Annotated in this window: 24 protein-coding genes and 1 pseudogene; 15 read left to right on the plus strand and 10 right to left on the minus strand. The window is 72.0% G+C overall.

What is annotated here, in order from left to right:
- Positions 1-2 precede the first annotated feature (2 nt).
- Genes disA through G6N10_RS16105 form a run of 3 tightly spaced genes read right to left on the minus strand, consistent with a single transcriptional unit; the run spans position 3 to position 3,137 of the window.
- The gene (gene disA, locus G6N10_RS16095; protein ID WP_085096740.1) at positions 3-1,082 is read right to left on the minus strand and encodes a DNA integrity scanning diadenylate cyclase DisA; all 1,080 of its coding nucleotides are present in this window, start codon (positions 1,080-1,082) and stop codon (positions 3-5) included.
- A gap of 6 nt (positions 1,083-1,088) precedes the next feature.
- The gene (gene radA, locus G6N10_RS16100) at positions 1,089-2,543 is read right to left on the minus strand and encodes a DNA repair protein RadA (RefSeq protein WP_085096737.1); all 1,455 of its coding nucleotides are present in this window, start codon (positions 2,541-2,543) and stop codon (positions 1,089-1,091) included.
- Positions 2,544-2,573: 30 nt separating this feature from the next.
- The gene (locus tag G6N10_RS16105) at positions 2,574-3,137 is read right to left on the minus strand and encodes a copper chaperone PCu(A)C domain-containing protein (RefSeq protein ID WP_308206100.1); all 564 of its coding nucleotides are present in this window, start codon (positions 3,135-3,137) and stop codon (positions 2,574-2,576) included.
- Between the two features lie 292 nt (positions 3,138-3,429).
- Between G6N10_RS16105 and carD the strand changes: the two genes are divergently transcribed.
- The 5 genes from carD to rlmB are packed head-to-tail and all read left to right on the plus strand — an operon-like array spanning position 3,430 to position 7,492.
- Positions 3,430-3,918 carry an RNA polymerase-binding transcription factor CarD gene (carD, locus tag G6N10_RS16110; RefSeq protein WP_085096734.1) on the plus strand — a complete coding sequence of 163 codons (489 nt, stop codon included), beginning with the start codon at positions 3,430-3,432 and terminating at the stop codon, positions 3,916-3,918.
- Between the two features lie 8 nt (positions 3,919-3,926).
- Positions 3,927-4,610 (plus strand): 2-C-methyl-D-erythritol 4-phosphate cytidylyltransferase, encoded by a 684-nt coding sequence (ispD, locus tag G6N10_RS16115; protein WP_085096731.1) that lies wholly within the window; start codon positions 3,927-3,929, stop codon positions 4,608-4,610.
- Positions 4,607-5,086: a 2-C-methyl-D-erythritol 2,4-cyclodiphosphate synthase gene (gene ispF, locus G6N10_RS16120; protein WP_085096728.1), complete on the plus strand. Its 480-nt coding sequence runs from the start codon at positions 4,607-4,609 to the stop codon at positions 5,084-5,086. Before ispD ends, ispF begins: the two co-directional genes overlap by 4 nt.
- A 28-nt stretch (positions 5,087-5,114) precedes the next feature.
- Positions 5,115-6,551, plus strand: a complete 1,437-nt coding sequence (gene cysS / locus G6N10_RS16125; protein ID WP_085096725.1) for a cysteine--tRNA ligase — start codon at positions 5,115-5,117, stop codon at positions 6,549-6,551.
- The gene (rlmB, locus tag G6N10_RS16130) at positions 6,551-7,492 is read left to right on the plus strand and encodes a 23S rRNA (guanosine(2251)-2'-O)-methyltransferase RlmB (RefSeq protein ID WP_085096722.1); all 942 of its coding nucleotides are present in this window, start codon (positions 6,551-6,553) and stop codon (positions 7,490-7,492) included. The genes cysS and rlmB overlap by 1 nt, the downstream gene beginning before the upstream one ends.
- 16 nt (positions 7,493-7,508) lie before the next feature.
- Here rlmB and G6N10_RS16135 read toward each other — a convergent pair.
- Together G6N10_RS16135 and G6N10_RS16140 are read right to left on the minus strand one after the other, a co-directional pair.
- Positions 7,509-8,439 (minus strand): annotated as a pseudogene (locus tag G6N10_RS16135) (MBL fold metallo-hydrolase).
- Positions 8,436-9,206: a LamB/YcsF family protein gene (locus G6N10_RS16140; RefSeq protein WP_085096719.1), complete on the minus strand. Its 771-nt coding sequence runs from the start codon at positions 9,204-9,206 to the stop codon at positions 8,436-8,438. Before G6N10_RS16140 ends, G6N10_RS16135 begins: the two are co-directional and overlap by 4 nt.
- Before the next feature lie 73 nt (positions 9,207-9,279).
- Between G6N10_RS16140 and G6N10_RS16145 the strand changes: the two genes are divergently transcribed.
- The 4 genes from G6N10_RS16145 to G6N10_RS16160 are packed head-to-tail and all read left to right on the plus strand — an operon-like array spanning position 9,280 to position 12,975.
- Positions 9,280-10,194, plus strand: a complete 915-nt coding sequence (locus G6N10_RS16145) for a metal ABC transporter solute-binding protein, Zn/Mn family (protein ID WP_407663991.1) — start codon at positions 9,280-9,282, stop codon at positions 10,192-10,194.
- Positions 10,181-10,990, plus strand: a complete 810-nt coding sequence (locus tag G6N10_RS16150; RefSeq protein WP_085096716.1) for a metal ABC transporter ATP-binding protein — start codon at positions 10,181-10,183, stop codon at positions 10,988-10,990. The genes G6N10_RS16145 and G6N10_RS16150 overlap by 14 nt, the downstream gene beginning before the upstream one ends.
- The gene (locus G6N10_RS16155) at positions 10,991-11,848 is read left to right on the plus strand and encodes a metal ABC transporter permease (protein ID WP_085096713.1); all 858 of its coding nucleotides are present in this window, start codon (positions 10,991-10,993) and stop codon (positions 11,846-11,848) included. It begins immediately after the preceding gene.
- A 35-nt stretch (positions 11,849-11,883) separates the two neighbouring features.
- Complete coding sequence (locus G6N10_RS16160; RefSeq protein ID WP_085096710.1) at positions 11,884-12,975, plus strand: Rv3575c family transcriptional regulator; 1,092 nt, start codon at positions 11,884-11,886, stop codon at positions 12,973-12,975.
- Here the strand turns inward: G6N10_RS16160 and otsB are convergent.
- Together otsB and kstR are read right to left on the minus strand one after the other, a co-directional pair.
- Positions 12,972-13,721, minus strand: coding sequence for a trehalose-phosphatase (otsB, locus tag G6N10_RS16165; RefSeq protein ID WP_085096707.1), 750 nt, complete (start codon positions 13,719-13,721; stop codon positions 12,972-12,974). The two genes, G6N10_RS16160 and otsB, sit on opposite strands and share 4 nt — an antisense overlap.
- Before the next feature lies 1 nt (position 13,722).
- Positions 13,723-14,397 carry a cholesterol catabolism transcriptional regulator KstR gene (gene kstR / locus G6N10_RS16170; RefSeq protein WP_085096811.1) on the minus strand — a complete coding sequence of 225 codons (675 nt, stop codon included), beginning with the start codon at positions 14,395-14,397 and terminating at the stop codon, positions 13,723-13,725.
- Positions 14,398-14,501: 104 nt separating this feature from the next.
- Between kstR and G6N10_RS16175 the strand changes: the two genes are divergently transcribed.
- Entirely contained in the window at positions 14,502-16,598 is a 2,097-nt protein-coding gene (locus G6N10_RS16175) for an acyl-CoA dehydrogenase family protein (RefSeq protein ID WP_109750532.1), read from the plus strand.
- 587 nt (positions 16,599-17,185) lie between these two features.
- Here G6N10_RS16175 and G6N10_RS16180 read toward each other — a convergent pair.
- Both G6N10_RS16180 and G6N10_RS16185 read right to left on the minus strand, forming a co-directional pair.
- Positions 17,186-17,791, minus strand: a complete 606-nt coding sequence (locus G6N10_RS16180; RefSeq protein ID WP_085096701.1) for a hypothetical protein — start codon at positions 17,789-17,791, stop codon at positions 17,186-17,188.
- A gap of 22 nt (positions 17,792-17,813) precedes the next feature.
- Positions 17,814-18,872, minus strand: a complete 1,059-nt coding sequence (locus G6N10_RS16185; RefSeq protein ID WP_085096698.1) for a ferredoxin--NADP reductase — start codon at positions 18,870-18,872, stop codon at positions 17,814-17,816.
- Positions 18,873-19,038: 166 nt separating this feature from the next.
- On the opposite strand from G6N10_RS16185, the gene hsaA reads away from it, so the two are divergent.
- The 5 genes from hsaA (at position 19,039) to G6N10_RS16210 (ending at position 24,056) form a co-directional block, all read left to right on the plus strand.
- On the plus strand, positions 19,039-20,229 hold the full coding sequence (gene hsaA, locus G6N10_RS16190; RefSeq protein WP_085096695.1) for a 3-hydroxy-9,10-secoandrosta-1,3,5(10)-triene-9,17-dione monooxygenase oxygenase subunit: 1,191 nt from the start codon (positions 19,039-19,041) through the stop codon (positions 20,227-20,229).
- Positions 20,230-20,243: 14 nt separating this feature from the next.
- Positions 20,244-21,095, plus strand: coding sequence for a 4,5:9,10-diseco-3-hydroxy-5,9,17-trioxoandrosta-1(10),2-diene-4-oate hydrolase (gene hsaD, locus G6N10_RS16195; protein WP_085096692.1), 852 nt, complete (start codon positions 20,244-20,246; stop codon positions 21,093-21,095).
- Between the two features lie 14 nt (positions 21,096-21,109).
- A complete protein-coding gene (hsaC, locus tag G6N10_RS16200; protein WP_085096689.1) occupies positions 21,110-22,009 on the plus strand; it encodes an iron-dependent extradiol dioxygenase HsaC in 900 nt (299 codons plus the stop codon).
- Positions 22,006-22,587: a 3-hydroxy-9,10-secoandrosta-1,3,5(10)-triene-9,17-dione monooxygenase reductase subunit gene (gene hsaB / locus G6N10_RS16205; protein ID WP_085096686.1), complete on the plus strand. Its 582-nt coding sequence runs from the start codon at positions 22,006-22,008 to the stop codon at positions 22,585-22,587. Before hsaC ends, hsaB begins: the two co-directional genes overlap by 4 nt.
- 119 nt (positions 22,588-22,706) lie before the next feature.
- A complete protein-coding gene (locus tag G6N10_RS16210) occupies positions 22,707-24,056 on the plus strand; it encodes an MFS transporter (protein ID WP_085096683.1) in 1,350 nt (449 codons plus the stop codon).
- On the opposite strand, the gene G6N10_RS16215 is transcribed toward G6N10_RS16210, so the two are convergent.
- The gene (locus G6N10_RS16215) at positions 24,053-25,168 is read right to left on the minus strand and encodes a pyridoxal phosphate-dependent aminotransferase (protein WP_085096807.1); all 1,116 of its coding nucleotides are present in this window, start codon (positions 25,166-25,168) and stop codon (positions 24,053-24,055) included. The genes G6N10_RS16210 and G6N10_RS16215 overlap by 4 nt on opposite strands.
- Positions 25,169-25,213: the final 45 nt, after the last annotated feature.

Genomic DNA, 25,213 nt, shown 5'->3' on the forward strand with positions numbered 1-25,213 from the left:
GCTCAGGCCAGCCGGTCGGCGATCGTCGACTCGGCCAGCTGGGACAGTCCCTCCCGGACGTGCCGGGCCCACATCGCGCCGATCCCGTCGACCGACTGCAGGTCGGTGGCGCTGGCCGCCAGCAGCCCCTGCAGCGAGCCGAAGGTGCGCACCAGCAGGTCGACGTGGGCGAACTGCAGCCGCGGGATGGCGGCCATCGCCCGGTAGCCGCGCGGGCTGACCGCGGAATCCTGGGCCTCCACCGTCGGCGGGTAGCCGAACACCCGGGCCAGCGCGGTGAAGTCCAGCAGGTCGGTGTCCGAGAGCGTGTCGAGCTCCTCCAGCGTCGCGGCGACCTGCGTCTTCGACGGCGCCTGCGGGTGGGCGTGATAGTCCCGCACGATCAGTTCCCGGTCGGTGTCGTTGCCGCCGAGCAGCTCTTCCAGCTGCAGCCGCAGCTGTCGGCCGTCGGTGCCCAGCTCGACGACGTCATTGTCGATCTCGGCGCCGATCCGGCGCACCATCTCCAGGCGCTGCACCACCGTCATCACCTCGCGCAGCGTGACGAAGTCCTCGATCTCCCCGGCGGACAGCTCGCGGCTGACCTCATCGAGCCGGGTCTTGTAGCGCTCTAGGGTGGCGATCGCCTGGTTGGCCCGGTTCAGGATGGTCGCCGAATCGGCCAGCACGTGGCGTTCCCCGGCGACGTAGACGGTGACCATGTTCATCGAGTGGCTCACCGAGATGACCGGGCAGCCGGTCTGCACCGCGGTGCGCTCGGCCGAGCGGTGCCGGGTGCCGGACTCCTCGGTGGGGATCGACGGATCCGGCACCAGCTGCACGTTGGCCCGCACGATCCGGTCGCCGTCGTCGGAGAGCACCACCGCGCCGTCCATCTTGGACAGCTCCCGCAGCCGGGTCGGGGCGAACCGGACGTCCAGGGCGAAGCCGCCGTCGCAGACCGCCTCGACCCGCTCGTCATAACCCAGCACGATCAGCGCGCCGGTGCGTCCGCGCAGGATCCGCTCCAGACCGTCGCGCAGCGGGGTGCCGGGCGCCAGCCGGGTCAGGGTGGGGCGCAGCGCGGGCTTGTTACTGCTCACAACCGGTCATTCTGCCGCACCGCGCGGGTCGACGACCCGCAGGTTGGGCCGCGGCGGCGGGCTGATCTGCGGCACCGGCTCCGACGGCGCCGCGGCGATGTCGAGCATCTGCCGGATCGCCTCGGCCAGGGTGGCCGACTGCAGCAGTCGCAGCCCCCGGGGCGCCTTCCCGGTGCCCGCCGGCACCAGCGCGGTGCGGAAGCCCAGCCGGGCGGCCTCGGCCAGCCTGCGGTCCATCCCGGTGACCCGGCGCAGGTCGCCGGCCAGCCCGACCTCGCCGATGGCGATCGTCGAGGTGGGCAGGCACAGCCCGGCGTAGGAGGTGGTCACCGCCAGCGCGATGGCCAGGTCCGAGGACGGGTCGGTCAGCCGCATCCCCCCGACGGTGGACAGGTAGACGTCGTGGCGGGCCAGGTCCAGCCCGGAGTGCGCCTGCAGCACCGCGGTGATCATCGCGGCGCGGGACTGGTCGATGCCGCTGACCGCGCGCCGCGGGGAGGGCACCTCGGCGGCCCCGACGAGGGCCTGCACCTCGCCGATCATCGGCCGCTTGCCGTCCAGGGTGACGGTGACCGCGGTGCCCGGCACCGGGGCCGCCCGCTGGTCCAGGAACAGTCCGGACGGATCGGCCACGCCCTCGATTCCGTTGTCGCGCAACAGGAAACAGCCGACCTCGTCGGAGGCGCCGAACCGGTTCTTCACCCCGCGGACCAGCCGAAGCGCGGTGTTGCGGTCACCCTCGAAGTGCAGCACCACGTCGACCAGGTGCTCCAGTGAGCGGGGCCCGGCGATCGCGCCGTCCTTGGTGACGTGACCGACCACCAGCAGCGCCACCCCGGGCGCCGGCGCGGATTTGGCGTAGCCGGTCAGCGCGGTGATCACCGAACGGACCTGGGTGACCCCGCCGGTGACCCCGTCGGTGTCGGTGCTGGACAGGGTCTGCACCGAGTCGATGATGACCAGGCTGGGCCGGACCGTCTCGATGTGGCCCAGCACGGTGTCCAGATCGGATTCGGCGGCCAGGTAGACGTTGTCGTGGGTGCAGCCGGTGCGTTCGGCGCGCATCCGGATCTGGCCGGCCGACTCCTCCCCGGACACGTACAGCGCGCGGTGCCCGGCCAGCGCCCAGCGGTGCACCACCTCCAGCAGCAGGGTGGATTTGCCGACGCCGGGCTCCCCGGCCAGCAGGGTGACCGAGCCCGGCACGATGCCGCCGCCGAGCACCCGGTCCAGTTCGTCGATGCCGCTGGGGGCGTGCCGGGTGGTCTCCGGGTCGATGGCGCTGATCGGCTGGGCGGCCGAGGACGGCGCGACCGGCCGTCGGGCCCGCCCACCGAGCGCGGTGAGGGTGGCTACCTCGTCGACGGTGCCCCAGGTGCCGCACTCCGGGCAGCGACCGACCCACTTGGCGGTGACGTGGTCACATTGCGAGCAGCGGTACTGAGAGCGGGTCTTGGCCACCCGGTGAGGCTAGCCGTGCGTGCCGACAGTTCAGGGCTGACGCGGGGCGTTGCCCGCCGAGATCGGCACCGCGACGGTGACGTCGCCGCCCTTGTCAAAGGTGAAGGTGAAGTCGTAGGTCAGCCCGTTGGAGATCGGCTTGCTCAGCTTGACCTGGGCCTCGGCCTTCTTCAGGCCCTCGACCTTGCCCAGCTCGGTGGCGCCGTGCGGGTCGCCGACCATCAGGGATTCGCTGGGGCCGATCTTGATCGGCAGCGCCGGGCTGGTGACGCTGACCTCGCCGACCGGGGAGGTGATGGCGACCAGCGAATCCTCGCCGGTGATCGCCTCGTTGATGGCGGTGAACATCAGCGCGACGCTCGCGCCGGGCTTGACCTCGTCGCCGGTCTGCTCGACCTGCAGGTGCAGGTTGCGCAGCACGATCTGCGGATCGGTGCCGACGCTGGCCTCGGTGCCGTTGACGGCCGGAGCCTGGGTGGCGACCTGGGACACCTGGCCCGCGCTGCAGCCCGCCAGAACGGTGGCGCTGGTCAATGCGGCGACGGCCAGTCCGGTGCGAATGGCGATGGCCCGGCGGGTACCAATACGGATCACGGAATGCCTCCTGCTCACGGACAGTAGGTCGAAGCGTAGTGGGTGGGTTGCGCGGGTGGAAGCATCGGGGCCGCGGTTCGGCCACCGGCGGCTGCGGTCCGGGCGACCTTTGCGCCCGGATGTGGCGCCCGCCATAACGGCGTGTTGCGGGCCCGCGCGGCACCGCGGGATGCATGTTCGAATTGCCCTGTCAACCCCCACCGTAACGCCGTCGTGCCCCTGACCTGCACCGTTGTTCGGCGCGCGGTTTCCGGACGTGGTATCTTAGAGACGTGAAAGGGGCTCGAAACTGATGATTTTCAAGGTCGGAGACACCGTCGTCTATCCACACCACGGTGCCGCGTTGATCGAAGCGATCGAAACCCGAACCATCAAGGGCGAGGCGAAAGAGTATCTCGTTCTGAAGGTTGCTCAGGGTGACCTGACGGTTCGAGTGCCCGCCGACAATGCCGAATACGTCGGTGTCCGCGATGTCGTCGGCCAGGAGGGCCTGGACAAGGTCTTCCAGGTGCTGCGCGCCCCGCACACCGAGGAGCCCACCAACTGGTCGCGCCGCTACAAGGCGAACCTGGAGAAGCTGGCCTCCGGCGATGTGAACAAGGTGGCCGAGGTGGTCCGCGACCTGTGGCGTCGGGACCAGGAGCGCGGCCTGTCCGCCGGCGAGAAGCGGATGCTGGCCAAGGCCCGGCAGATCCTGGTCGGCGAGCTGGCGCTGGCCGAGAACACCGACAATGCGAAGGCCGAGATCATCCTCGATGAGGTGCTGGCCGCCGCGTCGTAGGCAGCATCATGGCCCGCACGATTGCAATCGTTCCGGCCGCGGGATCCGGCACCCGGTTGGGTGCCGGTGTCCCGAAGGCCTTCGCCCGGCTTGAGGGCCGCACCCTGGTGCAGCGCGCGCTGGCCGGGCTGGCCGCCTCCGGGGTGGTCGACGGGGCCGTCGTCGCGGTACCGCCGGCCCGCTTCGAGGAAGCCGATCTGGTTCTCGGCGACTCCGAGCTGCCGGTGACCGCGGTCGCCGGCGGATTCGAGCGCACCGACTCGGTGCACAACGCCCTGGACGCCATCGGCGACGCCGACTTCGTCCTGGTGCACGACGCCGCCCGGCCGCTGACGCCGCCGGAGGTGATCGTCCGGGTGGTCGAGGGCCTGCGCGCCGGGCACGCCGCGGTCATCCCGGTGCTCGGCCTGGTCGACACCATCAAGGCCGTCGACGCCAACGGTCAGGTGCTGGGTACCCCCGAACGGGCCGGCCTGCGCGCCGTGCAAACCCCGCAGGGCTTCACCGTCGAGGTGCTGCGCCGCGCCTACCAGCGGGCCGGGACCGCGGTGTTCAGCGACGACGCCGGGCTGGTCGAGCACATCGGCACCCCGGTGCAGACCGTGCCCGGTGACCCGCTGGCCTTCAAGATCACCACCCCGCTGGACCTGCTGACGGCCCGCGCGGTGCTGCGCGGCGGCCCGGTGGAATGACCGCGCTGCCGCGGGTCGGGCTCGGCACCGACGTGCACCCGATCGAACCGGGCCGGCCCTGCTGGCTGCTCGGCCTGGAGTTTCCCGGGGTGGACGGCTGCTCGGGGCACTCCGACGGCGACGTCGCCGCGCACGCCATCTGCGATGCGCTGCTGTCGGCCGCCGGCCTCGGCGACATCGGCGGGGTCTTCGGGGTCGGCGACCCGCGGTGGGCCGGGGTGACCGGCGCGGCCATGCTCAGCCACGTCCGCGGGCTGCTGGCCGAGGCTGGATTCAGCATCGGCAACGTGGCCGTGCAGGTGATCGCCAACCGGCCCAAGATCGGCCCGGTGCGCGATGCGGCGCAGCGGCTGCTCAGCGATCTGCTCGGCGCGCCGGTGTCGGTGTCGGCCACCACCACCGACGGTTTGGGGCTGACCGGGCGCGGCGAGGGCCTGGCCGCCGTCGCGACGGCGCTGGTGGTCACGGCCTCGTGAGCCGAACAACCCGGTAAGCTGGCCCGTCGTGACCGACAGCGGCGCCCGGGCTGAGGGCCTGAGACTGCACGACACCATGACCGGTGCCGTGCGCGACTTCGTCCCCGTCCGGCCCGGCCAGGCGTCGATCTACCTGTGCGGGGCCACCGTGCAGGGCCTGCCGCACATCGGCCACGTCCGCAGCGGGGTGGCCTTCGACGTGCTGCGGCGCTGGCTGCTGGCCAAGGGCTACGACGTCGCGTTCATCCGCAACGTCACCGACATCGACGACAAGATCCTGACCAAGGCCGCCGACGCCGGCCGGCCGTGGTGGGAGTGGGCGGCCACCCACGAGCGGGCCTTCACCGCCGCCTACGACGCGCTCGGGGTGCTGCCGCCATCGGCCGAGCCGCGGGCCACCGGCCACATCACCGCGATCGTCGAGCTGATCGAGCGGCTGATCGACACCGGGCACGCCTACACCGGCGCCGGCGACGTCTACTTCGACGTGCTCAGCTACCCCGAGTACGGCGCGCTGAGCGGTCACCGGGTCGACGACGTGCACCAGGGCGAGGGCGTGGCCACCGGCAAACGCGATCAGCGTGACTTCACGCTGTGGAAGGGCGCCAAGCCCGGCGAGCCGTCCTGGCCGACGCCGTGGGGCCGGGGCAGGCCGGGCTGGCACTCCGAGTGCGTGGCGATGGCGCACGAATACCTCGGGTCGAGCTTCGACATCCACTGCGGCGGCATGGACCTGGTGTTCCCGCACCACGAGAACGAGATCGCCCAGGCCGTCGCGGCCGGCGACGGCTTCGCCCGGTACTGGCTGCACAACGGCTGGGTCACCATGGGCGGCGAGAAGATGAGCAAGTCGCTGGGCAACGTGCTGTCCATCCCGGCGGTGCTGGCCCGGGTCCGGCCCGCCGAGCTGCGCTACTACCTGGGCAGCGCGCACTACCGGTCCATGCTGGAGTTCACCGAGGTCGCCCTGCAGGACGCCGCCCGGGCCTACTCCGGGCTGGAGGACTTCCTGCACCGGGTCCGCACCCGGGTCGGCGCGGTGCCGGTCGGGCAGTGGACGCCGCGGTTCGCCGCCGCGCTCGACGACGACCTGTCGGTGCCGATGGCGCTGGCCGAGGTGCACGCCGCCCGCGCCGACGGCAACCGGGCGCTGGACGCCGGCGACCACGACGGCGCGATGGCCCAGGCCGGCGCGATCCGGGCGATGATGGGCATCCTGGGCTGCGATCCGCTGGACGAGCGCTGGGAGCTGCGCGACGAGACCGTCGCCGCGATGTCGGCGCTGGACCACCTGGTCAACTGGGCGCTGGAGGACCGCGCGCAGGCCCGCGACCGGCGGGATTGGGCGGCCGCCGACCAGATCCGGAACCGGCTGGCCGCCGCGGGCGTCGAGGTCACCGACACCGCCGACGGCCCGCAGTGGGAATTGGGTTCCGGTGTCCCGAACGCGGAGGTAGTCAGCTGATGGCCGGAAACTCGCAGCGCCGCGGCGCGATCCGCAAGGCGGGCAGCAAGAAGGGGCCGGTGGTCGGGTCCGGCGGTGTGCGCAGGCGCGGCCTGGAGGGCCGCGGCGCCACCCCGCCCGCGCACCAGCGGCCCAACCATCCCGCGCACAAGCGGGCCAAGCAGGCCGCCCGCTCGCAGCAGGGCAGGCACCGCAAGACCGACGAGACCGAGACCGTGCTGGGCCGCAACCCGGTGCTGGAGTGCCTGCGGGCCGGGGTGCCGGCCACCGCGCTGTACGTGGCGATCGGCATCGACACCGACGAGCGGGTCACCGAGTCGGTGGCCCGGGCCGCCGACACCGGCATCGCGATCCTGGAGGTGGCCCGCCACGACCTGGACCGGATGAGCACCAACGGGCTGCACCAGGGCATCGCGCTGCAGGTGCCGCCGTACCAGTACGCGCACCCCGACGATCTGCTGGCCGAGGCCCGTGGGGACATCACCCCGCCGCTGCTGGTGGCCCTGGACAACATCTCCGACCCGCGCAACCTCGGCGCGATCGTCCGGTCGACGGCCGCGTTCGGTGGGCACGGGGTGCTGATCCCGCAGCGCCGGTCGGCCTCGGTCACCGCGGTGGCCTGGCGGACCTCGGCGGGCGCGGCGGCCCGGCTGCCGGTCGGCCGGGCGACCAACCTGAACCGCACCCTCAAGGACTGGGCCGACGCCGGGCTGCAGATCGTCGGCCTGGATGCCGAGGGCGACACCGGGCTCGACGAACTCGACGCCTCCGGCCCGATCGTGGTGGTGGTCGGTTCCGAGGGCAAGGGGCTGTCCCGGCTGGTCCGGCAGAACTGCGATGCCGTCGTGTCCATCCCGATGGCCGGGCCGACCGAGTCGCTGAACGCGTCGGTGGCCGCCGGCGTGGTGCTGGCCGAGATCGCCCGGCAGCGCCGGCGCTGAGCCCGGCCCGCCGGGCTTACCGCGGCGCCGGGGCCCAGGGGTCCTCGCGGCGCCACACCGTCGGCAACCGCAGCGCGACGCCGTCGGCGTCGGCCAGCTCGCCGAGCACCCGCAGCGTGACGTTCAGGTCGTCGGCCGCGTACGGCAGCGCGCGCAGCGGCAGGTGCAGCGGCCGGAAGAAGTCGTCCCAGTGGATCCCGACGACGGTGTGCGCCCCGACGGTGCGCACCGTCTCGGCCCAGTAGTCGCGCAGGTAGGACTCGGGTTGCCGGCCCAGCTGGCCCAGCCCGAGGTAGGCGACCTCGGCGCGCTGCCCGGCCAGTGCGCCCGGGCGGAACCCGGCGCTGCCCTGGATCAGCAGCCGCCGCCCGGTCGGGGTGTGCCGCACCAGCGTCGCCCAGGCCTCGCCGCAGCGGTAGGCCGAGACCCGCGCCGGGGGACGCACCGGCGCGGTGACCGGGCCGGGGAAGCGATCGGGCGGGCAGTGCCCCGATTCGATCAGGGTGACCTCGAAATTGCCGATCGGCACCGCCGAGCCCGGGTCGACGACGACGATCCGGTCCTCCGGCAGGCCGTGGCCGCGGCCGATGAAGGCCGTCGACTGCCCGCCGATCAGCGGCGCGCCGGTCAGCTCGGCGACCAGCGCGCTGTCCAGCGCGTGGTCGTAGTGGGTGTGCACCGGCAGCACCGCGGCCAGGTGCTGCACCCCGGCGCGGGTCAGGCAGCCCTGCACCCGGGGCCGGGACGGGGCGATCTTGCCCAGGGCCAGCCGGGTCAGCCCGGGCCGGCTGAAGAACCCGTCGGTCATGATCGGGGTGTTGCCGTCGTCGAGCAGCAGGGTGGACACCCCCCAGCCAGCTGATCGCCGGGGCGGCGTCGGCGCCGGCGGCGGCCACCGTGAAGCGCCCGGCGTGCTCGGCGAGCTTCGGGCGGCCCGGTCGCCTCACGTGAACGGCTGCAGGTCGATGTCGTGCTGGCGCAGCTGTTCCCACACCGCCGCGGCGATGTGCGGGGCGCCGGGGGAGTCGCCGTGCACGCAGATCGACTGCACGTGCACCGGCACCACCGAACCGTCGACGGCCGCCACGACGCCGTCCTTGACCATTCGCACCGCGCGCTCGGCGATCGCGGCGGGATCGTGCAGCACCGCCCCGGCCTCCCGGCGGGACACCAGGGTGCCGTCCGGGTGGTAGGCCCGGTCGGCGAACACCTCGGCCACGGTGCGCAGCCCGACCATCGAGGCCTGCCGGAACAGTTCGGAGCCGGGCTGGCCGAGCAGCGGCAGCTCGGGGTTGACGGCGTGCACCGCCGCGGTCACCGCGCGGGCCTGAACCGGGTGGGTGGCCACCGAGTTGTACAGCGCGCCATGGGGTTTGACGTAGCTGACCCGGGTCCCGGCGACCTCGGCGACCGCCTGCAGCGCGCCGATCTGGTAGATCACGTCGGCGAACAGGTCCTCGAAGGTGACGTCGATGAACCGCCGGCCGAAGCCGTGCAGGTCGCGGTAGCTGACCTGGGCGCCGATGTGGGCGCCGGCCTCGGCGGCCATCCGGCAGACCTCCAGCAGGCCGGCGGGGTCGCCGGCGTGGAAGCCGCAGGCCAGGTTCGCGCTGGTGATCATCCCGATCATGGCCTCGTCGTCGCCGATCCGCCAGATCCCGAAGCCCTCGCCGATGTCGGCGTTGAGATCCACGGTGAACTTCGCCTCGCCCATCCGCTCAGGGTAGGCCGGTCGCCGCGGCGAACCCAAGGTGCGCCGGTAACTGAAAACGGTTATCGTTACCGCCGTGGCGTTCGGGACGAGACTTCGGCTGGCCGCGCTGGCGGCGGCGCTGACGCTGCCCGCCGCCCTGACGGCCTGCACCACCGACGACGGGCCCGCGCCGGCCGGCCGGGGCGACTGCCCCACCGACCCGGTGGCCGTCGTCGTCAGCCTCGATCAGTGGGGCGACATCGTGGCCCGGCTCGGCGGCTCGTGCGCGACGGTGACCACCCTGCTGGCCGGCTCCGCGGCCGACCCGCACGACTTCGAACCGCCGCCGGCCGACGCGGTCCGGATGTCCGGCGCGCAACTGGTCGTGCTCAACGGCGGCAACTACGACGAGTGGGCGGCCAAGCTGGCCGCGACCTCGGCGCCCGGCGCCCCGGTGATCAGCGCGGTGGCGCAGGACGGCAACCCGCACGTCTGGTACGACCCGACCGCGGTGACCCGGGTCGCCGACGCCGTCACCGCCCGGCTGGCCGAACTGGCGCCCGGTGCCGCCGACTACTTCGCCGAGCGCCACGGCGTCTTTGCCCAGCAGCTGACCCCGTACACCGCGGCGATCGCGAAGATCAAGGCCGGCGCCCCCGGGCGCAGCTACGCCGCGACCGAGCCGGTGTTCGACCCGATGGCCGAGCAGCTCGGCCTGGTTGACCGGACCCCGGCCGGCTACCGGGCGGCGGCCGCCCGCGACAGCGACCCGGCGCCCGCGGACCTGTCGGCGTTCCTGCGGCTGCTGTCCGACCGCGGCGTCGACCTGCTGATCTTCAACACCCAGACCCAGGGTGCGCTGCCCGCGCAGCTGCGCGACGCGGCCCGCGCGGCGGGCGTGCCGGTGGTCGAGGTGACCGAGACCATTCCGCCGGGCACCGGTTCGTTCCTGGACTGGCAGCTGGGCCAGCTGCGCGCGGTCGGCGAGGTGCTGGGTGTCGCGGTTTAGCCACCCCCGCGACGACCAGGACACCGCCGGGGCACCGGCCCTGGAGTTCCACGACGTGTCGGTGGTGCGGGGCGGCCGGCTGATCTGGTCGGAGGGCACCTTCACGGTGCCGGCCGGCGGCATCACCGCGGTGATCGGCTCCAACGGCTCGGGCAAGACCACGCTGCTGCAGGTGGTGCTCGGGCTGCTGCCCGCGGCCAGCGGCACCGTCCGGGTGCTCGGCCGGGCGCCCGGCACCGCCCGGGTGCAGAACGAAATCGGCTATGTGCCACAGCACTACGCCGCCGAGGCGGGCAACGCGATCCGGGCCCGCGACGCGGTGCTGCTGGGCCTGGTCGGCAACCGGTGGGGCTTCGGCTTCCCGACCGCCGCCCAGCGCGACCGGGTGGACCGGGTGCTGGAGGCGGTCGGGGCCGCCGACCTGGCCGGCAGCCGGCTGTCCCAGCTCTCCGGCGGGCAGCGTCAGCGGGTGGCGATCGCCGAGGCGCTGGTGTCGCGGCCCCGGCTGCTGGTGCTCGACGAGCCGCTGGCCGCCATCGACCTGCGCAACCAGCGCGAGATCATCGCGCTGCTGGACCGGGTCCGCGAGGAGTTCGCCGTCACCGTGCTGGTGGTGGCCCACGACCTCAACCCGCTGCTCGGGGTGCTTGACAGCGCCATCTACCTGCTCGACGGGCACGCCCACTTCGCGGCGCTGGATCAGGTGGTCGACGAGGAACTGCTCAGCCACCTCTACGGCACCTCGGTGCAGGTCGTGCACACCCCGCAGGGCGAGCTGTACATGCGGAGCCGCTAGATGACCACGACCGTGCTGGCGCTGGGCTACCAGCAGAACTGGTGGGAGATCCTCACCTCGCCGTTCATGCGCAACGCGCTGCTCGGCGGCACCCTGGTGGCGCTGGCGGCCGGGCTGATCGGCTACTTCATCGTGGTGCGCAGCAGTGCCTTCGCCGCGCACGCGCTGGCGCACATCGGTTTCCCCGGGGCGACCGGCGCGGTGCTGCTCGGGCTGCCGGTCGGGGCCGGGCTGGCGGTGTTCTGCGTCGGCGGCGCGCTGGTGATCGGGGCGCTGGGCAACCGCGCCGACGAGCGCGAGGTGGCCACCGGGACGGTGCTGGCCGTCGCGACCGGCCTGGGCATGTTCTTCAACTCGCTGGCCACCACCAGCAGTTCGACGGTCACCAACGTGCTGTTCGGCAACCTGCTGGCGGTCACCGACGACCAGCTGATCGGGTTCGGCATCGGGGTCGCGCTGCTGGCCGTGGTGGTCGCCGCGGTGTACCGGCCGCTGCTGTTCGCGTCGGTCAACCCGGCGGTGGCCGAGGCCAAGGGTGTGCCGGTGCGGGTGCTTTCGGTGGTGTTCATGGCGTTGCTGGGGGTGGCGGTCACCATGGCGGTGCAGGCCGTCGGCACCCTGCTGCTGTTCGCCCTGGTGGTCACCCCGGCGGCCACCGCGATCATGCTGACCGCCCGCCCGCCGGCGGCGATGGCGGTCTCCGCCGGGCTGTCGGTGTTCGGGGTGTGGGCCGGGCTGGCCGCCTCGGCGATGTTCAACATTCCGCCGAGCTTCCCGATTGTCACCATCGTCGGCGCGGTGTGGCTGGCGGTGTGGTTCGGCGCGTCCCGGACGCGCCGCGGCACCGTGGTGGCCTGACCCGGGTTCGGCCGAAACCCGGTTACCGTGGAGCAATGTCCCGGAGCCCGCACCCGCGCCGCCGGGCGACGCTGGCTTCGCTGGCTTCCGAGCTCAACGTGTCCCGGACCACCATCTCCAACGCCTACAACCGGCCCGACCAGCTCTCCACGGAGCTGCGCGACCGAATCCTGCAGGCCGCCAAGCGACTCGGCTATCCGGGGCCGGACCCGGTGGCGCGGTCGCTGCGCACCCGCAAGGCCGGCGCGGTCGGGTTGGTCATCGCCGAGCCGCTGACCTACTCGTTCTCCGACCCGGCGGCGCTGGAGTTCGTCGCCGGGCTGGCACAGACCTGCGAGGAGGCCGGCCAGGGCCTGTTGCTGGTGGCCGCCGGGCCGGGCCGCAGCCTGGCCGACGGCGCGAGTTCGGTGCTCTCGGCCGGGGTGGACGGCTTCGTGGTGTACGCCGCCGCGGGCGACGACCCGTACCTGAAGGCGGTGCTGGACCGCCGGCTGCCGACGGTGGTGATCGACCAGCCCCGCGAGGTGCCCGGGGCGTCCTGGATCGGCATCGACGACTACGCCGCGATGCGCGAGCTGGCCGAGCACGTCCTTGGCCTGGGGCACCGGGAGATCGCGGTGCTGACCATGCGGCTGGGGGACCGGGACGGCGAGGTGGCGCTGGTCGACGAGGACCGGCTGCGGGCCAGCACGTTTCACACCCAGGCCGACCGGATCGCCGGGGTACGCGACGCGATGGCCGCGGCCGGCCTTGACCCGGCGGGGCTGACCCTGGTGGAGGCGCTGCGGCAGGGGCCGACGGCAGGCGGGGCGGCCGCCGAGCTGGCGCTGCGCAGCAACCCGCGGCTGACCGCGCTGCTGTGCACCGCCGACGCGCTGGCGCTCTCGGCGATGGACTACCTGCGCGGCCACGGCATCTACGTGCCCGGCCAGATGACCGTCACCGGTTTCGACGGGGTGCCCGAGGCGCTGCGCCGCGGCCTGACCACCGTCGCCCAGCCGACCGTGGCCAAGGGCCGCCGGGCCGGGGAGCTGCTGCACCACCCGCCGCGCTCGGGCGAGCCGGTGATCGAGACGCTGCCGGTCGAGCTGATCCGCGGCCGCACCTCCGGCCCGCCCGCCGGTTAGCCGTCGCGGGCGGCCCGCAGGAACGCCAGCACCGCGACCACTGCGGCCGGATCCTCGACCCGGTGCGCCGCGGCAGTCGGGCCCTGGCCGACCTTGACCCCCACATCGGCGCCGCCGAGCCGGTCGAACACCGTCTCGTCGGTGACGTCGTCGCCGAGGAAAACCACGGTTTCGCACCGTAATTCGTCGCGCAGCCGCTGCACCGCGGCGCCCTTGTCGGTGTGCAGCACGGAGAACTCCAGCACCGCCTTGCCCGCGGTGAGCTTGGCCGGCCAGTTGCGGGCGGCGGCCCGGGCCCGGTCCAGCGCGGCCGCGCCGACGCTCGGGGCGGCGTTGCGGATGTGCAGCGCGGCGCCGGCGGGTTTGGCCTCCACCGTCACCCCGGGTGCGGCTTCGGCGATGTCGGTGAGCGCGGCGAGGATCTGCTCGCGCAGCGCGGTGTCGATGGCCGCGTCGAAGCCGTCCTCGAACTCGGCGCCGTGGCTGCCGACCAGACGGATCGGCGCCCGGGCCCCGGACAGCAGGCGCAGGTCGGCCAGCGCGCGACCGGACACCAGCGCGACGGTGACCCCGGGCAGCTCGGCCAGCGCCGTCAGCGCGGCCAGCGCGCCGGGCGCCGGGCGGGCGTCGGGCGGGTGCGCGACGATCGGCGCGAGGGTGCCGTCGAAGTCGGCGGCGACCAGCAGCCGCGGCGAGCGGGCCGCGGCAGACAGGGCCTCGCGCAGCGCCGCCGGCGGTCCGGGCACGCTAGATCCGCGGGTTCTCGTCGTCCCCGATGAGCAGCCGGACGGCCAGGTCGAGGCGCTTGCTGACGTCGGCGGCCGAGGCGCGCCGGGTCAGCCAGGCCAGCAGGTTCGACAGCCACACATCCGAGAGCACCCGGGCGATGTGGAACTGGTCCTCGGTGGGTTCCCCGTCGGCGGCCATCGCCCGGGCGAACATCGAGTCGATGATCTTCTCGACGTGGTCGACCTCGCCGGCGGCCGAGGCGTCGGCGAACACGTAGGCCCGCGCCATCGCCTCGGTCAGCAGCGGGTTGCGCTGCATGGCCCGGTTCAGCTTGGACACCATCGAGGTCAGCCGGGCGAACGCGGTGCCGCCGGTGACCGGGATCCGTTCGGCCTTGGCGTCGATGCGCTCGAACTCCCGGCCCAGCGCGGAGACCAGCAGGTGCACCTTGGACGGGAAGTAGCGGTACAGGGTGCCGACGGCGACGTCGGCGCGGTCGGCGACGGCGCGCATCTGCACGGCCTCGTAGCCGCCCTTGGAGGCGATCGCCATGGTGGCGTCCAGGATGCGCTTGCGGCGCTCGCGCTGCGCGTCGGAGCCCAGGTCGGCGTCGCTGAGCACCGATACGGGCTGCACCTCGCGGGGTTCGGCGCCGGGTGTGGCGGATGCTTTGCTGGATGCGGTGGTGGACATACCGAGGGCTGCTCCTTTCGTGCTCGTCGCTACCAATATTAGAACACGTTCTAGTAGGCTGCAGTGGCCTTGTTCCGCTTCCTGAGGAGGCCGTGTTGTCCGCGGTGCCAGCATCCACCATCGACGAACAGTCCGCCGCGCGTGAACTCGTGCGCGATTGGGCCGCCTCGTCGGGAGCCATCGCGGCCATCCGCGCCGCCGAAACCGAGAATCCCGACGCCTGGCGGCCGGTGTTTGCCAAGCTCGCCGAGCTCGGGCTGTTCGGGGTGGCGATCCCGGAGGACCGCGGCGGTGCCGGCGGCGCCATCGCCGACCTGTGCGCGATGGTGGACGAGGCCGCCTGCGCCCTGCTGCCCGGGCCGATCGTGTCCACCGCGCTGGCCACCCTGGTCGTTGACGACGAGGACCTGCTGGCCGAGCTGGCGGAGGGCACCCGCACCGCGGGACTGGCCCTGACCGCCGAGCTGACCTGGGCCGACGGTGCCGCCACCGGGGTGGCCGAGCATGTCGTCGGCGCCGATCCGGCCGGCCTGCTGGTGCTGCCGTCGCCGGCCGGCTGGCTGCTGGTCGACGCCGCCGCGGCCGGGGTGCGGATCGAGGCGCTGACCCCCACCGACTTCTCCCGCCCGCTGGCCCGGGTGCTGCTGGACGGGGCGCCGGCGACGCTGCTGGCCGCCGACGCCGCCCGGGTGCGCGACCTGGCCGCCACCTTGTTTGCCGCCGAGGCCGCCGGGGTGGCCCGCTGGTGCCTGGACACCGCCGTCGACTACGCCAAGGTCCGCGAGCAGTTCGGCAAGCCGATCGGCAGCTTCCAGGCCGTCAAGCACCTCTGCGCGGAGATGCTGATCCGCGCCGAACAGGCCGCGGTCACCGCCGCCGACGCCGCCCGCGCGGCCGACGCCGGCGACCCCGAGCAGCTGGCCGCCGCCGCCGCGGTGGCCGCCGCGGCCGGTATCGACGCGGCGATCGGCAATGCCAAGGACTGCATCCAGGTGCTCGGCGGGATCGGTTTCACCTGGGAGCACGACGCCCACCTGTACTTCCGCCGCGGCTACGGCATCGGCGGGCTGCTCGGCGGCCGGGAGCACTGGCTGCGCCGCACCGCCGCCCTCACCGTGGCCGGTACCCGTCGTCGGCTCGGGGTGGACCTCAGCGAGGTCGAGGCGCTGCGCGCCGGCATCGCCGCCGAGGTGGCCGCCGTCGCCGCGCTGCCCGAGGAGCAGCGGCAGCGGGCGCTGGCCGAGTCCGGGCTGTTGGCTCCGCACTGGCCCGCGCCCTACGGCCGCGACGCCGCCCCGGCCGAGCAGCTGCTGATCGACCAGGAGCTGGCCGCCGCCGGGGTGGAGCGCCCGGACATCTCGATCGGCTGGTGGGCCGCGCCGACCATCCTGGAACACGGCACGCCCGAGCAGGTCGCCCGCTTCATCCCGGGCACCCTGGACGGCTCGGTGTACTGGAGCCAGCTGTTCTCCGAGCCGGGTGCCGGCAGCGATCTGGCGTCGCTGCGCACCAAGGCCGAACGCGTCGAGGGCGGCTGGAAGCTGACCGGGCAGAAGGTGTGGACCTCCAATGCGCACCGGTCGAACTGGGGCGTGTGCCTGGCCCGGACCAACCCGGATGTGCCCAAGCACAAGGGCATCAGCTACTTCGTGCTGGACATGTCCAGCCCCGGCATCGACATCCGCCCGCTGCGCGAGATGACCGGTGAGGCGCTGTTCAACGAGGTGTTCCTGGACGGCGTGTTCGTGCCGGACGAGCTGGTGATCGGCGCGGTCGACGGCGGCTGGCCGCTGGCCCGCACCACGCTGGCCAACGAGCGGGTCGCGATGGGCGGCGTCGACAAGGGCATGGAGGAGCTGCTGGCGCACTTCGCCGGCACCGAACTGGACCCGGCGGCCGCCGACCGGCTCGGCGCGCTGATCGTCGAGGGCCTGACCGGATCGCTGCTGGACCAGCGGATCGCCGAGCTGGCGATGGGCGGCCGGGACCCGGGCGCGCAGTCCTCGGTCCGCAAGCTGATCGGGGTGCGCTACCGCCAGGCGCTGGCCGAGCAGGTCATGGAGACCACCCCCGGCGCCGGGCTGGTGGACAACCCGCAGACCCGGTACTTCCTGAACACCCGCTGCCTGACCATCGCCGGCGGCACCGAGCAGATCTTGCTCACCGTCGCCGCCGAGCGGCTGCTGGGCCTGCCGCGGTAGCCGGGCTCGGGCGCGGGCGCGGCGGCTCGGGGGCGGCGGCTCGGGGGCGGCGGTGCGTCGCGGGTGCACTCCCAGCCGGCTGCCGGCATCGAGTGAGAACTCAGGGACGCTGGTGAGAACGCAGGGACGCTGGTGAGACGTTCTGGTGGGGTCCGAAATCGAGTGAGAACTCAGGGACGCTGGTGAGACGTTCTGGTGGGGTCCGAAATCGAGTGAGAACTCAGGGAGCTTGGTGAGAACGCAGGGACGTTGGTGAGACGTCAGGGCGGGGGTTTTCATCGAGTGAGACATTGTGGCGGGGTCTACTCGCACAACGCATCCCAGGTGTCTCTTTCGATGACGAGCGCCGTCCTGGGTTCTCTCTAAGCTCCCTGACGTCTCACGAGGCTCCCTGAGTTCTCACTCGATGAACCCGGCCGCCGAAAGTTCTCACGAGGCTCCCAGGGTTCTCACTCGATGAGCGCGGCCGCCGAAAGTTCTCACCGGCGTCCCAGGGTTCTCACTCGATGAGCGCACCCGGCAAAAGTTCTCACCAGCGTCCCTGAGTTCCCCCTCGATGACGACGTTCGCCAGGAGCGCCCGCCGGGTCAGCTGAACTTCACCTGCGCGCACGCCGTCGGGGTGGTCAGGTTGACCCCGCCGTAGACCACCCGGATGTTCGAGCACGCGATGAACGTCGGGCCGAGGGATACCTGGCCGTTGGCCCAGTTCAGCGGTATCGAGGTGCCGTCGATCCGGAACCGCTCGATCGGGCCGCCGCCGAAGTAGGTGGCCGAGATCTCGGTGCTGTTGATCGACTTGAGCTGCTTGCTGAGCACGTTGGCGTGGTTGGCACCCTTGACCTCGCGAGGCATGCCCGACGGCGCGCTGTACTCGGCCTCCTGCCAGGTGTCGCGGTCGTTGCTGCGCAGCGTGACGGTCTGCCGGGCCCAGGCGTCGCCGGGGAACCCGATCGGGCCGTTCGGGGTGAGCAGGTTGGCCTGGGTGTCCCAGTAGCAGCGTCCCTCGGCCGTCACGCAGTTGGCGGTGACATGCATCTCCAACTGGGTGACCGGGTCGACGGGGACCGACTTGACGTCCGAGGCCATCGCGGCGGCCGCCTCGGGCGCTTGGACCAGCGCCGTCGAGGTCAGTCCGGCCGACAGCAGCGCGGCCGCACCGGCCGCGGCGAAGATCTTCCTGTGCACGTTCATCGCAATCAAAGTTAGGCGCTCGCTACTCGTCGTAGGTGACTTCGACAGAATTCGACACCGGCCGGGCCTGGCAGGCCAGGATCAGCCCCTCCGCCAGGTCGTCGGGTTCCAGCACGTCGTTGACGGCCATCTCGACCTCGCCGGACTTGCACAGCACCGCGCACGCCCCGCAATGGCCCTCGCGGCAGGAGAACGGGGCGTCCAGGCCCTTGTCCAGCAACACGTCGAGCAGCGGCGCCTTGCGCGGCCAGCTGAACTCGTGGGTCTGGCCGTCGAGGGTGGCCACCACGGTGGCCGGCGGCTCGTCGTCGTCGTCGGTCTCGATGACCACCTTGGCGAACGGGTCGGAGTCCAGCGACCGGAACACCTCGATGTGCACCCGCTCGTCGGGCACCCCGAGCCCGGTCAGCGCCTCGGCGGCCGCGGTCATGAACGGGCCGGGCCCGCAGATGAAGGCCGGCCGGTCGGTGAACGGCGCGGCCAGCCGGCCCAGCGCGGTGGCGTCGGGCAGGCCCTGCACGGACTCCAGCCAGTGCAGCACGGTCAACCGGTCCGGGTGGGCGGCGGCCAGCTCACGCAGCGCGGCGGCGAAGATGACCGAGCGTTCGTCGCGGTTGGCGTAGATCAGGGTGACCTGCCCGGAGCCGGTGGCCAGCGCGGACTTGGCGATCGCCAGCATCGGGGTGATGCCGCTGCCGGCCGCCAGCAGCAGCAGGTCGGCGTCGAGCCGGTCCGGAACGAAGGTGCCCGACGGGGCGAGCACGTGCATCCGCAGGCCGGCGTGGGCGTGATCGCACAGCCAGTTCGACGCGTACCCGTCGACGGTGCGCTTGACGGTGACCGCCAGCGCGTCGTCGGTGTGCGGGGAGCTCGACAGCGAGTAGCAGCGCGCCACCGAGCCGGTCTTCTCGCTGGGCACCCGCAGGGTGAGGAACTGGCCGGGGGAGTAGCGCAACCGCTCGGGCGCGATGTCGGCGCCCTCGGGCACCCGGAACACCAGGGTCCGGGCATCATCGGTCTCGGCGATGACCTCGGCGATCTCCAGCGCCAGCACGTGTGTGCCGAGCGGCTCCTCTGTCACGGCGTTCCCTCACTTTTGTCGTTACTAGAACATGTTATAGAAATGAACCGTCGCAGGTCCAGCCGTTGCAGGCAGGCGTACTCGACACAAATGGTAACGTGTTCTAGTCTTTTCATGGTCGGCGTCAGGAACGCAGGCACAGATCGCACCCAACGGGAGGTAGCAAGTGACATCCATTGAACAGCGTGACGTGCAGGCGGTGCTGGCCGGCATCGACGAGCTGCTCCCGCAGCTCCGCGAGCGCGCCCAGGCCACCGAGGACCTGCGTCGGCTGCCCGACGAGAACATCGCGGCCCTCGAAGAGGTCGGCTTCTTCAAGCTGATCCAGCCCGCCCAGTGGGGCGGCCTGGAGTGCGACCCCACGGTCTTCTACGAGGCGGTGCGCCGGCTGGCCAGCGCGTGCGGCTCGACCGGCTGGGTCGCCGGCATCCTCGGCATCCACAACTGGCACCTGGCCCAGTTCGACCAGGCCGCCCAGGACGAGGTGTGGGGCGAGGACGCCTCGACCCGGATCTCCTCCTCCTACGCCCCGATGGGCGCCGGCGTGGTCACCGAGACCGGTGACGGCTACCTGGTCAACGGCTCGTGGAACTGGTCCTCCGGCTGCGACCACGCCAGCTGGGCGTTCCTCGGCGGCCCGGTCATCAAGGACGGCCGCCCGGTCGACTTCGGCAGCTTCCTGATCCCGCGCACCGACTACCAGATCGACGACGTGTGGCACGTGGTCGGGCTCAAGGGCACCGGCTCCAACACCATCGTGGTCAAGGACGTGTTCGTGCCGCGGCACCGCTTCCTGTCCTACAAGGCGATGAACGATCACACCGCCGCCGGCCTGGTGAACAACACCGCCCCGGTCTACAAGATGCCCTGGGGCACCATCCACCCCACCACCATCTCCACCCCGATCGTCGGGATGGCCTACGGCGCCTACGACGCGCACGTCGAGCACCAGGGCCAGCGGGTCCGCGCGGCCTACGCCGGCGAGAAGGCCAAGGACGACCCGTTCGCCAAGATCCGGATCGCCGAGGCGGCCAGCGACATCGACGCCGCCTGGCGTCAGCTGATCGGCAACGTTGCCGAGGAGTACGCGGCGCTGACCGCAGGCGAGGAGATCCCCTTCGCGCTGCGGGCCCGGGCCCGTCGTGACCAGGTGCGTGCCACCGGTCGGGCGATCGCCTCGATCGACCGGCTCTTCGAGGCCTCCGGTGCCACCGCGCTGTCGGTCGACGCCCCGGTGCAGCGGTTCTGGCGCGACGCGCACGCCGGTCGCGTGCACGCCGCCAACGATCCCGAGCGCGCGTACCTGATCTTCGGCAACCACGAGTTTGGCCTGCCCCCGGCCGACACCATGGTCTGATCGGAGGGCGCCGCATGACGACCTTCGAATCCACCTCGCGCTACGCCCAGGTGCGGCCCGACATGAAGCTGCACTACCACGAGGCCGGCGACCCGTCGGCCGAAACCGTGGTGCTGCTGCACGGTGGCGGGCCGGGTGCCTCCAGCTGGTCGAACTTCGGTAAGAACATCCCGGTGCTGGCCGAGCGTTTCCACGTGCTGGCCGTCGACCAGCCCGGCTACGGGCACTCCGACAAGCACACCGAGCACGAGCAGTACAACCGGTACAGCGCCACCGCGCTGCTGAACCTGTTCGACCATCTCGGGCTGGAAAGCGCTGCGCTGGTGGGTAACTCGCTCGGCGGCGGCACCGCGGTCCGGTTCGCGCTGGACAACCCGGGGCGCGCCGGACGGCTGGTGCTGATGGGTCCGGGCGGGCTTTCGACGAACCTGTTCGCGCCGGACCCGACCGAGGGTGTCAAGCTGCTCGGCCGGTTCAGCATGGAGCCGACCCGGGAGAACCTGGAGAAGTTCCTCCGGATCATGGTGTACAACCAGAAGCTGATCACCGAGGAACTGATCGACGAGCGGTTCGCGATCGCCAGCCAGCCGGAGTCGCTGGCCGCGACCCGCGCGATGGGTAAGTCGTTCGCGGGCGCCGACTTTGAGCTCGGGATGATGTGGCGGGACGTCTACAAGCTGCGTCAGCGGGTGCTGCTGATCTGGGGCCGCGAGGACCGGGTCAATCCGCTGGACGGCGCGCTGGTGGCGCTCAAGCAGATTCCGCGGGTGCAGCTGCACGTCTACGGGCAGTGCGGGCACTGGGCGCAGCTGGAGAAGTTCGACGAATTCAACGAGCTGACGGTCGATTTCCTGACCGCCGGCTAGGAAAGGGCACCGCGATGGGCATCCGTTCACTGGGCTATCTCCGCGTCGAGGCCACCGATATGGCGGCCTGGCGCGAGTACGGGCTGAAGATCCTCGGCATGGTCGAGGGCAAGGGCAGCGTCGAGGGTGCGCTGTACCTGCGGATGGACGAGTTCCCGGCCCGGCTGGTGATCGTCCCCGGTGAGCGGGACCACCTGCTGGTTGCCGGCTGGGAAACCGCCAATGCCGCTGACCTGCAAGGCATCCGGGACCGGCTGACCGCGCAGGGCCACCCGTTCCGGGAGGCCGATGCGGCCGAGCTGGCCGACCGCCGGGTCGACGAGATGATCGTGCTTGACGACCCGTCGGGCAACACGCTGGAGATCTTCCACGGCGTGGCGCTGGAGCACCGCCGGGTGGTCAGCCCCTACGGGCACACCTTCGTCACCGACACCCAGGGCCTGGGCCACGTGGTGATCACCACCACCGACGACGTGGCCTCCACCCGGTTCTACCGCGATGTGCTCGGGTTCCGGTTGCGCGACTCGATGAAGCTGCCGCCCCAGGTGGTCGGCCGCCCGGCCGACGGGGACCCGGCCTGGCTGCGGTTCTTCGGGGTCAACCCGCGGCACCACAGCCTGGCGATCATGCCCGGGGCCACCCCCAGCGGCATCGTGCACCTGATGGTCGAGGTGGGCAACAGTGACGACGTCGGGCTGTGCCTGGACCGCGCGCTGCGCCGCAAGGTGAAGATGTCGGCGACGCTGGGCCGGCACGTCAACGACAAGATGCTGTCCTTCTACATGAAGACCCCCGGCGGCTTCGACGTCGAATTCGGCTGCGAGGGACTGGAAGTCGACGACACCGACTGGGTGGCGCGGGAGTCCACCGCGGTCAGCCTGTGGGGCCACGACTTCTCCATCGGCTTCCGGTGACCGACGGGCCGAACGCCGCGCCGGGCTTCGACGCCCGGGCCTTCCGCAATGTTCTCGGCCAGTTCTGCACCGGCGTCACCATCATCACCACGGTGCACGACGGCGAGCCGGTCGGTTTTGCCTGCCAGTCCTTTGCCGCGCTGTCCCTGGACCCGCCGATGGTGCTGTTCTGCCCGACCAAGGTGTCCCGGTCCTGGGCGGCCATCGAGGCCAGCGGGCATTTCTGCGTGAACGTCCTGGCCGAGCAGCAGCAGCACGTCTCGGCGCGGTTCGGCTCGCGTGAGCCGGACAAGTTCGCCGGCATCGACTGGCGGCCCGGGGTGCTCGGCTCCCCGGTGCTCGACGGGGTGCTCGCGCACATCGAGTGCACGGTGGCCACCGTGCACGACGGCGGCGATCACCTGGTGGTGTTCGGCGCGGTCCGGTCGATGTCGGAGGCGCCCAAGGTCAAGCCGCGGCCGCTGCTGTTCTACCGCGGCCAGTACACCGGGATCGAGCCCGACAAGAACACCCCGGCGGACTGGCGTAACGATCTCGATATGTTCCTGACCGCCACCGACCGGGATACCTGGCTGTAAATTCGCAGGTGGAATGCTTCCGAGCCGGCGCGCGGGGGTGTTGAATAACAACGGTGTAACTCATCCACATTGTGGACAGACCCTGTGGACAACCCTCCCCGGGCGAGAAGGAGCCGCCGATGACCGCGCCGAGGATCACGCCGAAGGACCCGCCCGGCACCGGACTGCGCCGCGTCGTCGTCGCGTCGATGGCCGGCACCGTGGTCGAGTGGTACGAGTTCTTCCTCTACGGCACCGCCGCCACCCTGGTGTTCTCCAAGGTGTTCTTCCCGCAGACCGGCAGCGACCTGGACGCCATCCTGGCCGCGTTCGTCACCTACGCCGTCGGCTTCGCCGCCCGGCCGCTCGGCGGCCTGGTGTTCGGCTACTTCGGTGACCGCTACGGGCGCAAGACCCTGCTGCAGCTGTCGCTGTTGCTGGTCGGCGCCGCGACCTTCCTGATGGGCTGCCTGCCGACCTTCGGCCAGGTCGGCTACTGGGCGCCGCTGCTGCTGGTGGTGCTGCGCTTCGTGCAGGGCTTCGCGGTCGGCGGGGAGTGGGGCGGCGCGGTGCTGCTGGTCGCCGAGCACAGCCCGAACCGGGCGCGGGGCTTCTGGGCCAGCTGGCCGCAGGCCGGGGTGCCGGTCGGCAACATGCTGGCCACCGTGGTGCTGCTGGTGCTGACCTTCCTGCTGTCGGACTCGACGTTCCTGTCCTGGGGCTGGCGGGTGGCGTTCTGGCTGTCGGCGGTGGTGGTGCTGATCGGCTACTACATCCGCACCAAGGTCACCGACGCGCCGATCTTCGTGGCCGCCCAGCGCGAGGCCGAGGCGCAGATCAAGACCGCGCTCAACGCCATCGAGGTGATCCGCCGTTACCCGCGGCCGGTGTTCACCGCGATGGGGATGCGCTTCGCCGAGAACATCATGTACTACCTGGTGGTCACGTTTTCGATCACCTACCTGAAGGTGCACGCGGGCGTGGCCACCACCAATATCCTGTGGTACCTGCTGATCGCGCACGCCGCGCATTTCATCGCGATCCCGCTGGTGGGCCGGGCCTCGGACCGGTTCGGGCGCCGGCCGGTGTATCTGGTCGGAGTGCTGCTGACCGCCAGCTGGGGGTTCTTCGCGTTCCCGATGATGGACAGCGGGAACTACGCGGTGATCACCGCCGCGGTGGTGATCGGCCTGTTGTTCCACGCCCTGATGTACGCCCCGCAGCCCGCGTTGATGGCCGAGATGTTCCCCACCCGGATCCGGTACACCGGGGTGTCGCTGGGCTATCAGGTCACCGCGATCTTCGCCGGCTCGCTGGCCCCGATCATCGCGGTCAAGCTGCTGGCGGACTTCGAATCGTCGGTGCCGATCGCGATCTACCTGGCCGGCGCGTGCCTGGTCACGCTGATCGCGCTGGCGTTCGCCCGGGAAACCGCCGGCATCGATCTGCACGACCTGGACCGTGCCGACGAGGCGGCCCGGGCCGGCTAGCGGGCCAGCCAGCCGCCGATCCGGGACACCGCATCGTCGACGTCGGCGGGCGGGCCGGCGAACGACAGCCGGACGAACCGGTGCCCGTCGCGGGTGTCGAAGTCGATGCCCGGGGCGATCGCGACGCCGGTCTCGGCCAGCAGCCGCGCGCAGAACTCCTGCGAGTCGTCGGTGTGGTCGGAGACGTCGGTGTAGACGTAGAACGCGCCGTCGGTGGGGGCCAGCCGGGTCAGCCCGATGCCGCGCAGCCCGTCGAGCAGCCGGGCCCGGTTGGCGGTGTACTCGGCCAGGTTGGCCTCGGCCTCGGCGACCGATTCCGGGGTGAACGCCGCCACCGCGGCCAGCTGGGACAGCGCCGGCGGGCAGATGGTGAAGTTGCCGGTGAGCCGGTCGACGGTGCGCTGCAGGTCGGTGGGCACCAGCAGCCAGCCCAGCCGCCAGCCGGTCATCGCGAAGTACTTGGAGAAGCTGTTCACCACCACCGCGTCGCGGGAGGTCTGCCAGGCCGAACTGGTCGCCGGCGCGCCGGGATAGACCAGGCCGTGGTAGACCTCGTCGCTGATCAGCCGGACCCCGTGCTCGGCGCACCAGGCGGCGATCGCCGCCAGCTCGGCGGGTTCGATGACGGTGCCGGTCGGGTTGGCCGGGCTGGCCACGATCACCCCGTCGGGGCGCGGGTCGAGCTCGTCGAGCATCGCGACGGTCGGCTGGAACCGGGTGTCCGGTCCGCACGGCAGGTCGAGAACCCGGCAACCCAGCGCGGAGAGGATGTTGCGGTAGCAGGGGTAGCCGGGGCTGGGCACCACCACCCGATCGCCGACGTCGAAGCAGGCCAGGAAGGTCAGCAGGAAGCCGCCGGAGGAGCCGGTGGTGATCACCACGTCGTCGAGGTCGACCTCGATGTCGTAGCGGGCGGCGCAGTCGGCGGCGATCGCCTCGCGCAGCTCCGGCAGGCCAAGGGCGACGGTGTAGCCGAGCTGATTGGCCTGCAGCGCCGCCGCGGCCGCCGCACGAACCGGGGCGGGCGGTCCGACCCGGGGCTGGCCGGCGGACAGGTTGACCAGGTCACCGTGGGTCTGCTGGCGCTGGGCGGCCGCCTGCCAGACGTCCATCACGTGAAACGGCGGGATCCCGGCCCGCAGTGCGGTCTTCACCGG

Source organism: Mycolicibacterium fallax (genome assembly GCF_010726955.1).
Lineage (GTDB): Bacteria > Actinomycetota > Actinomycetes > Mycobacteriales > Mycobacteriaceae > Mycobacterium > Mycobacterium fallax.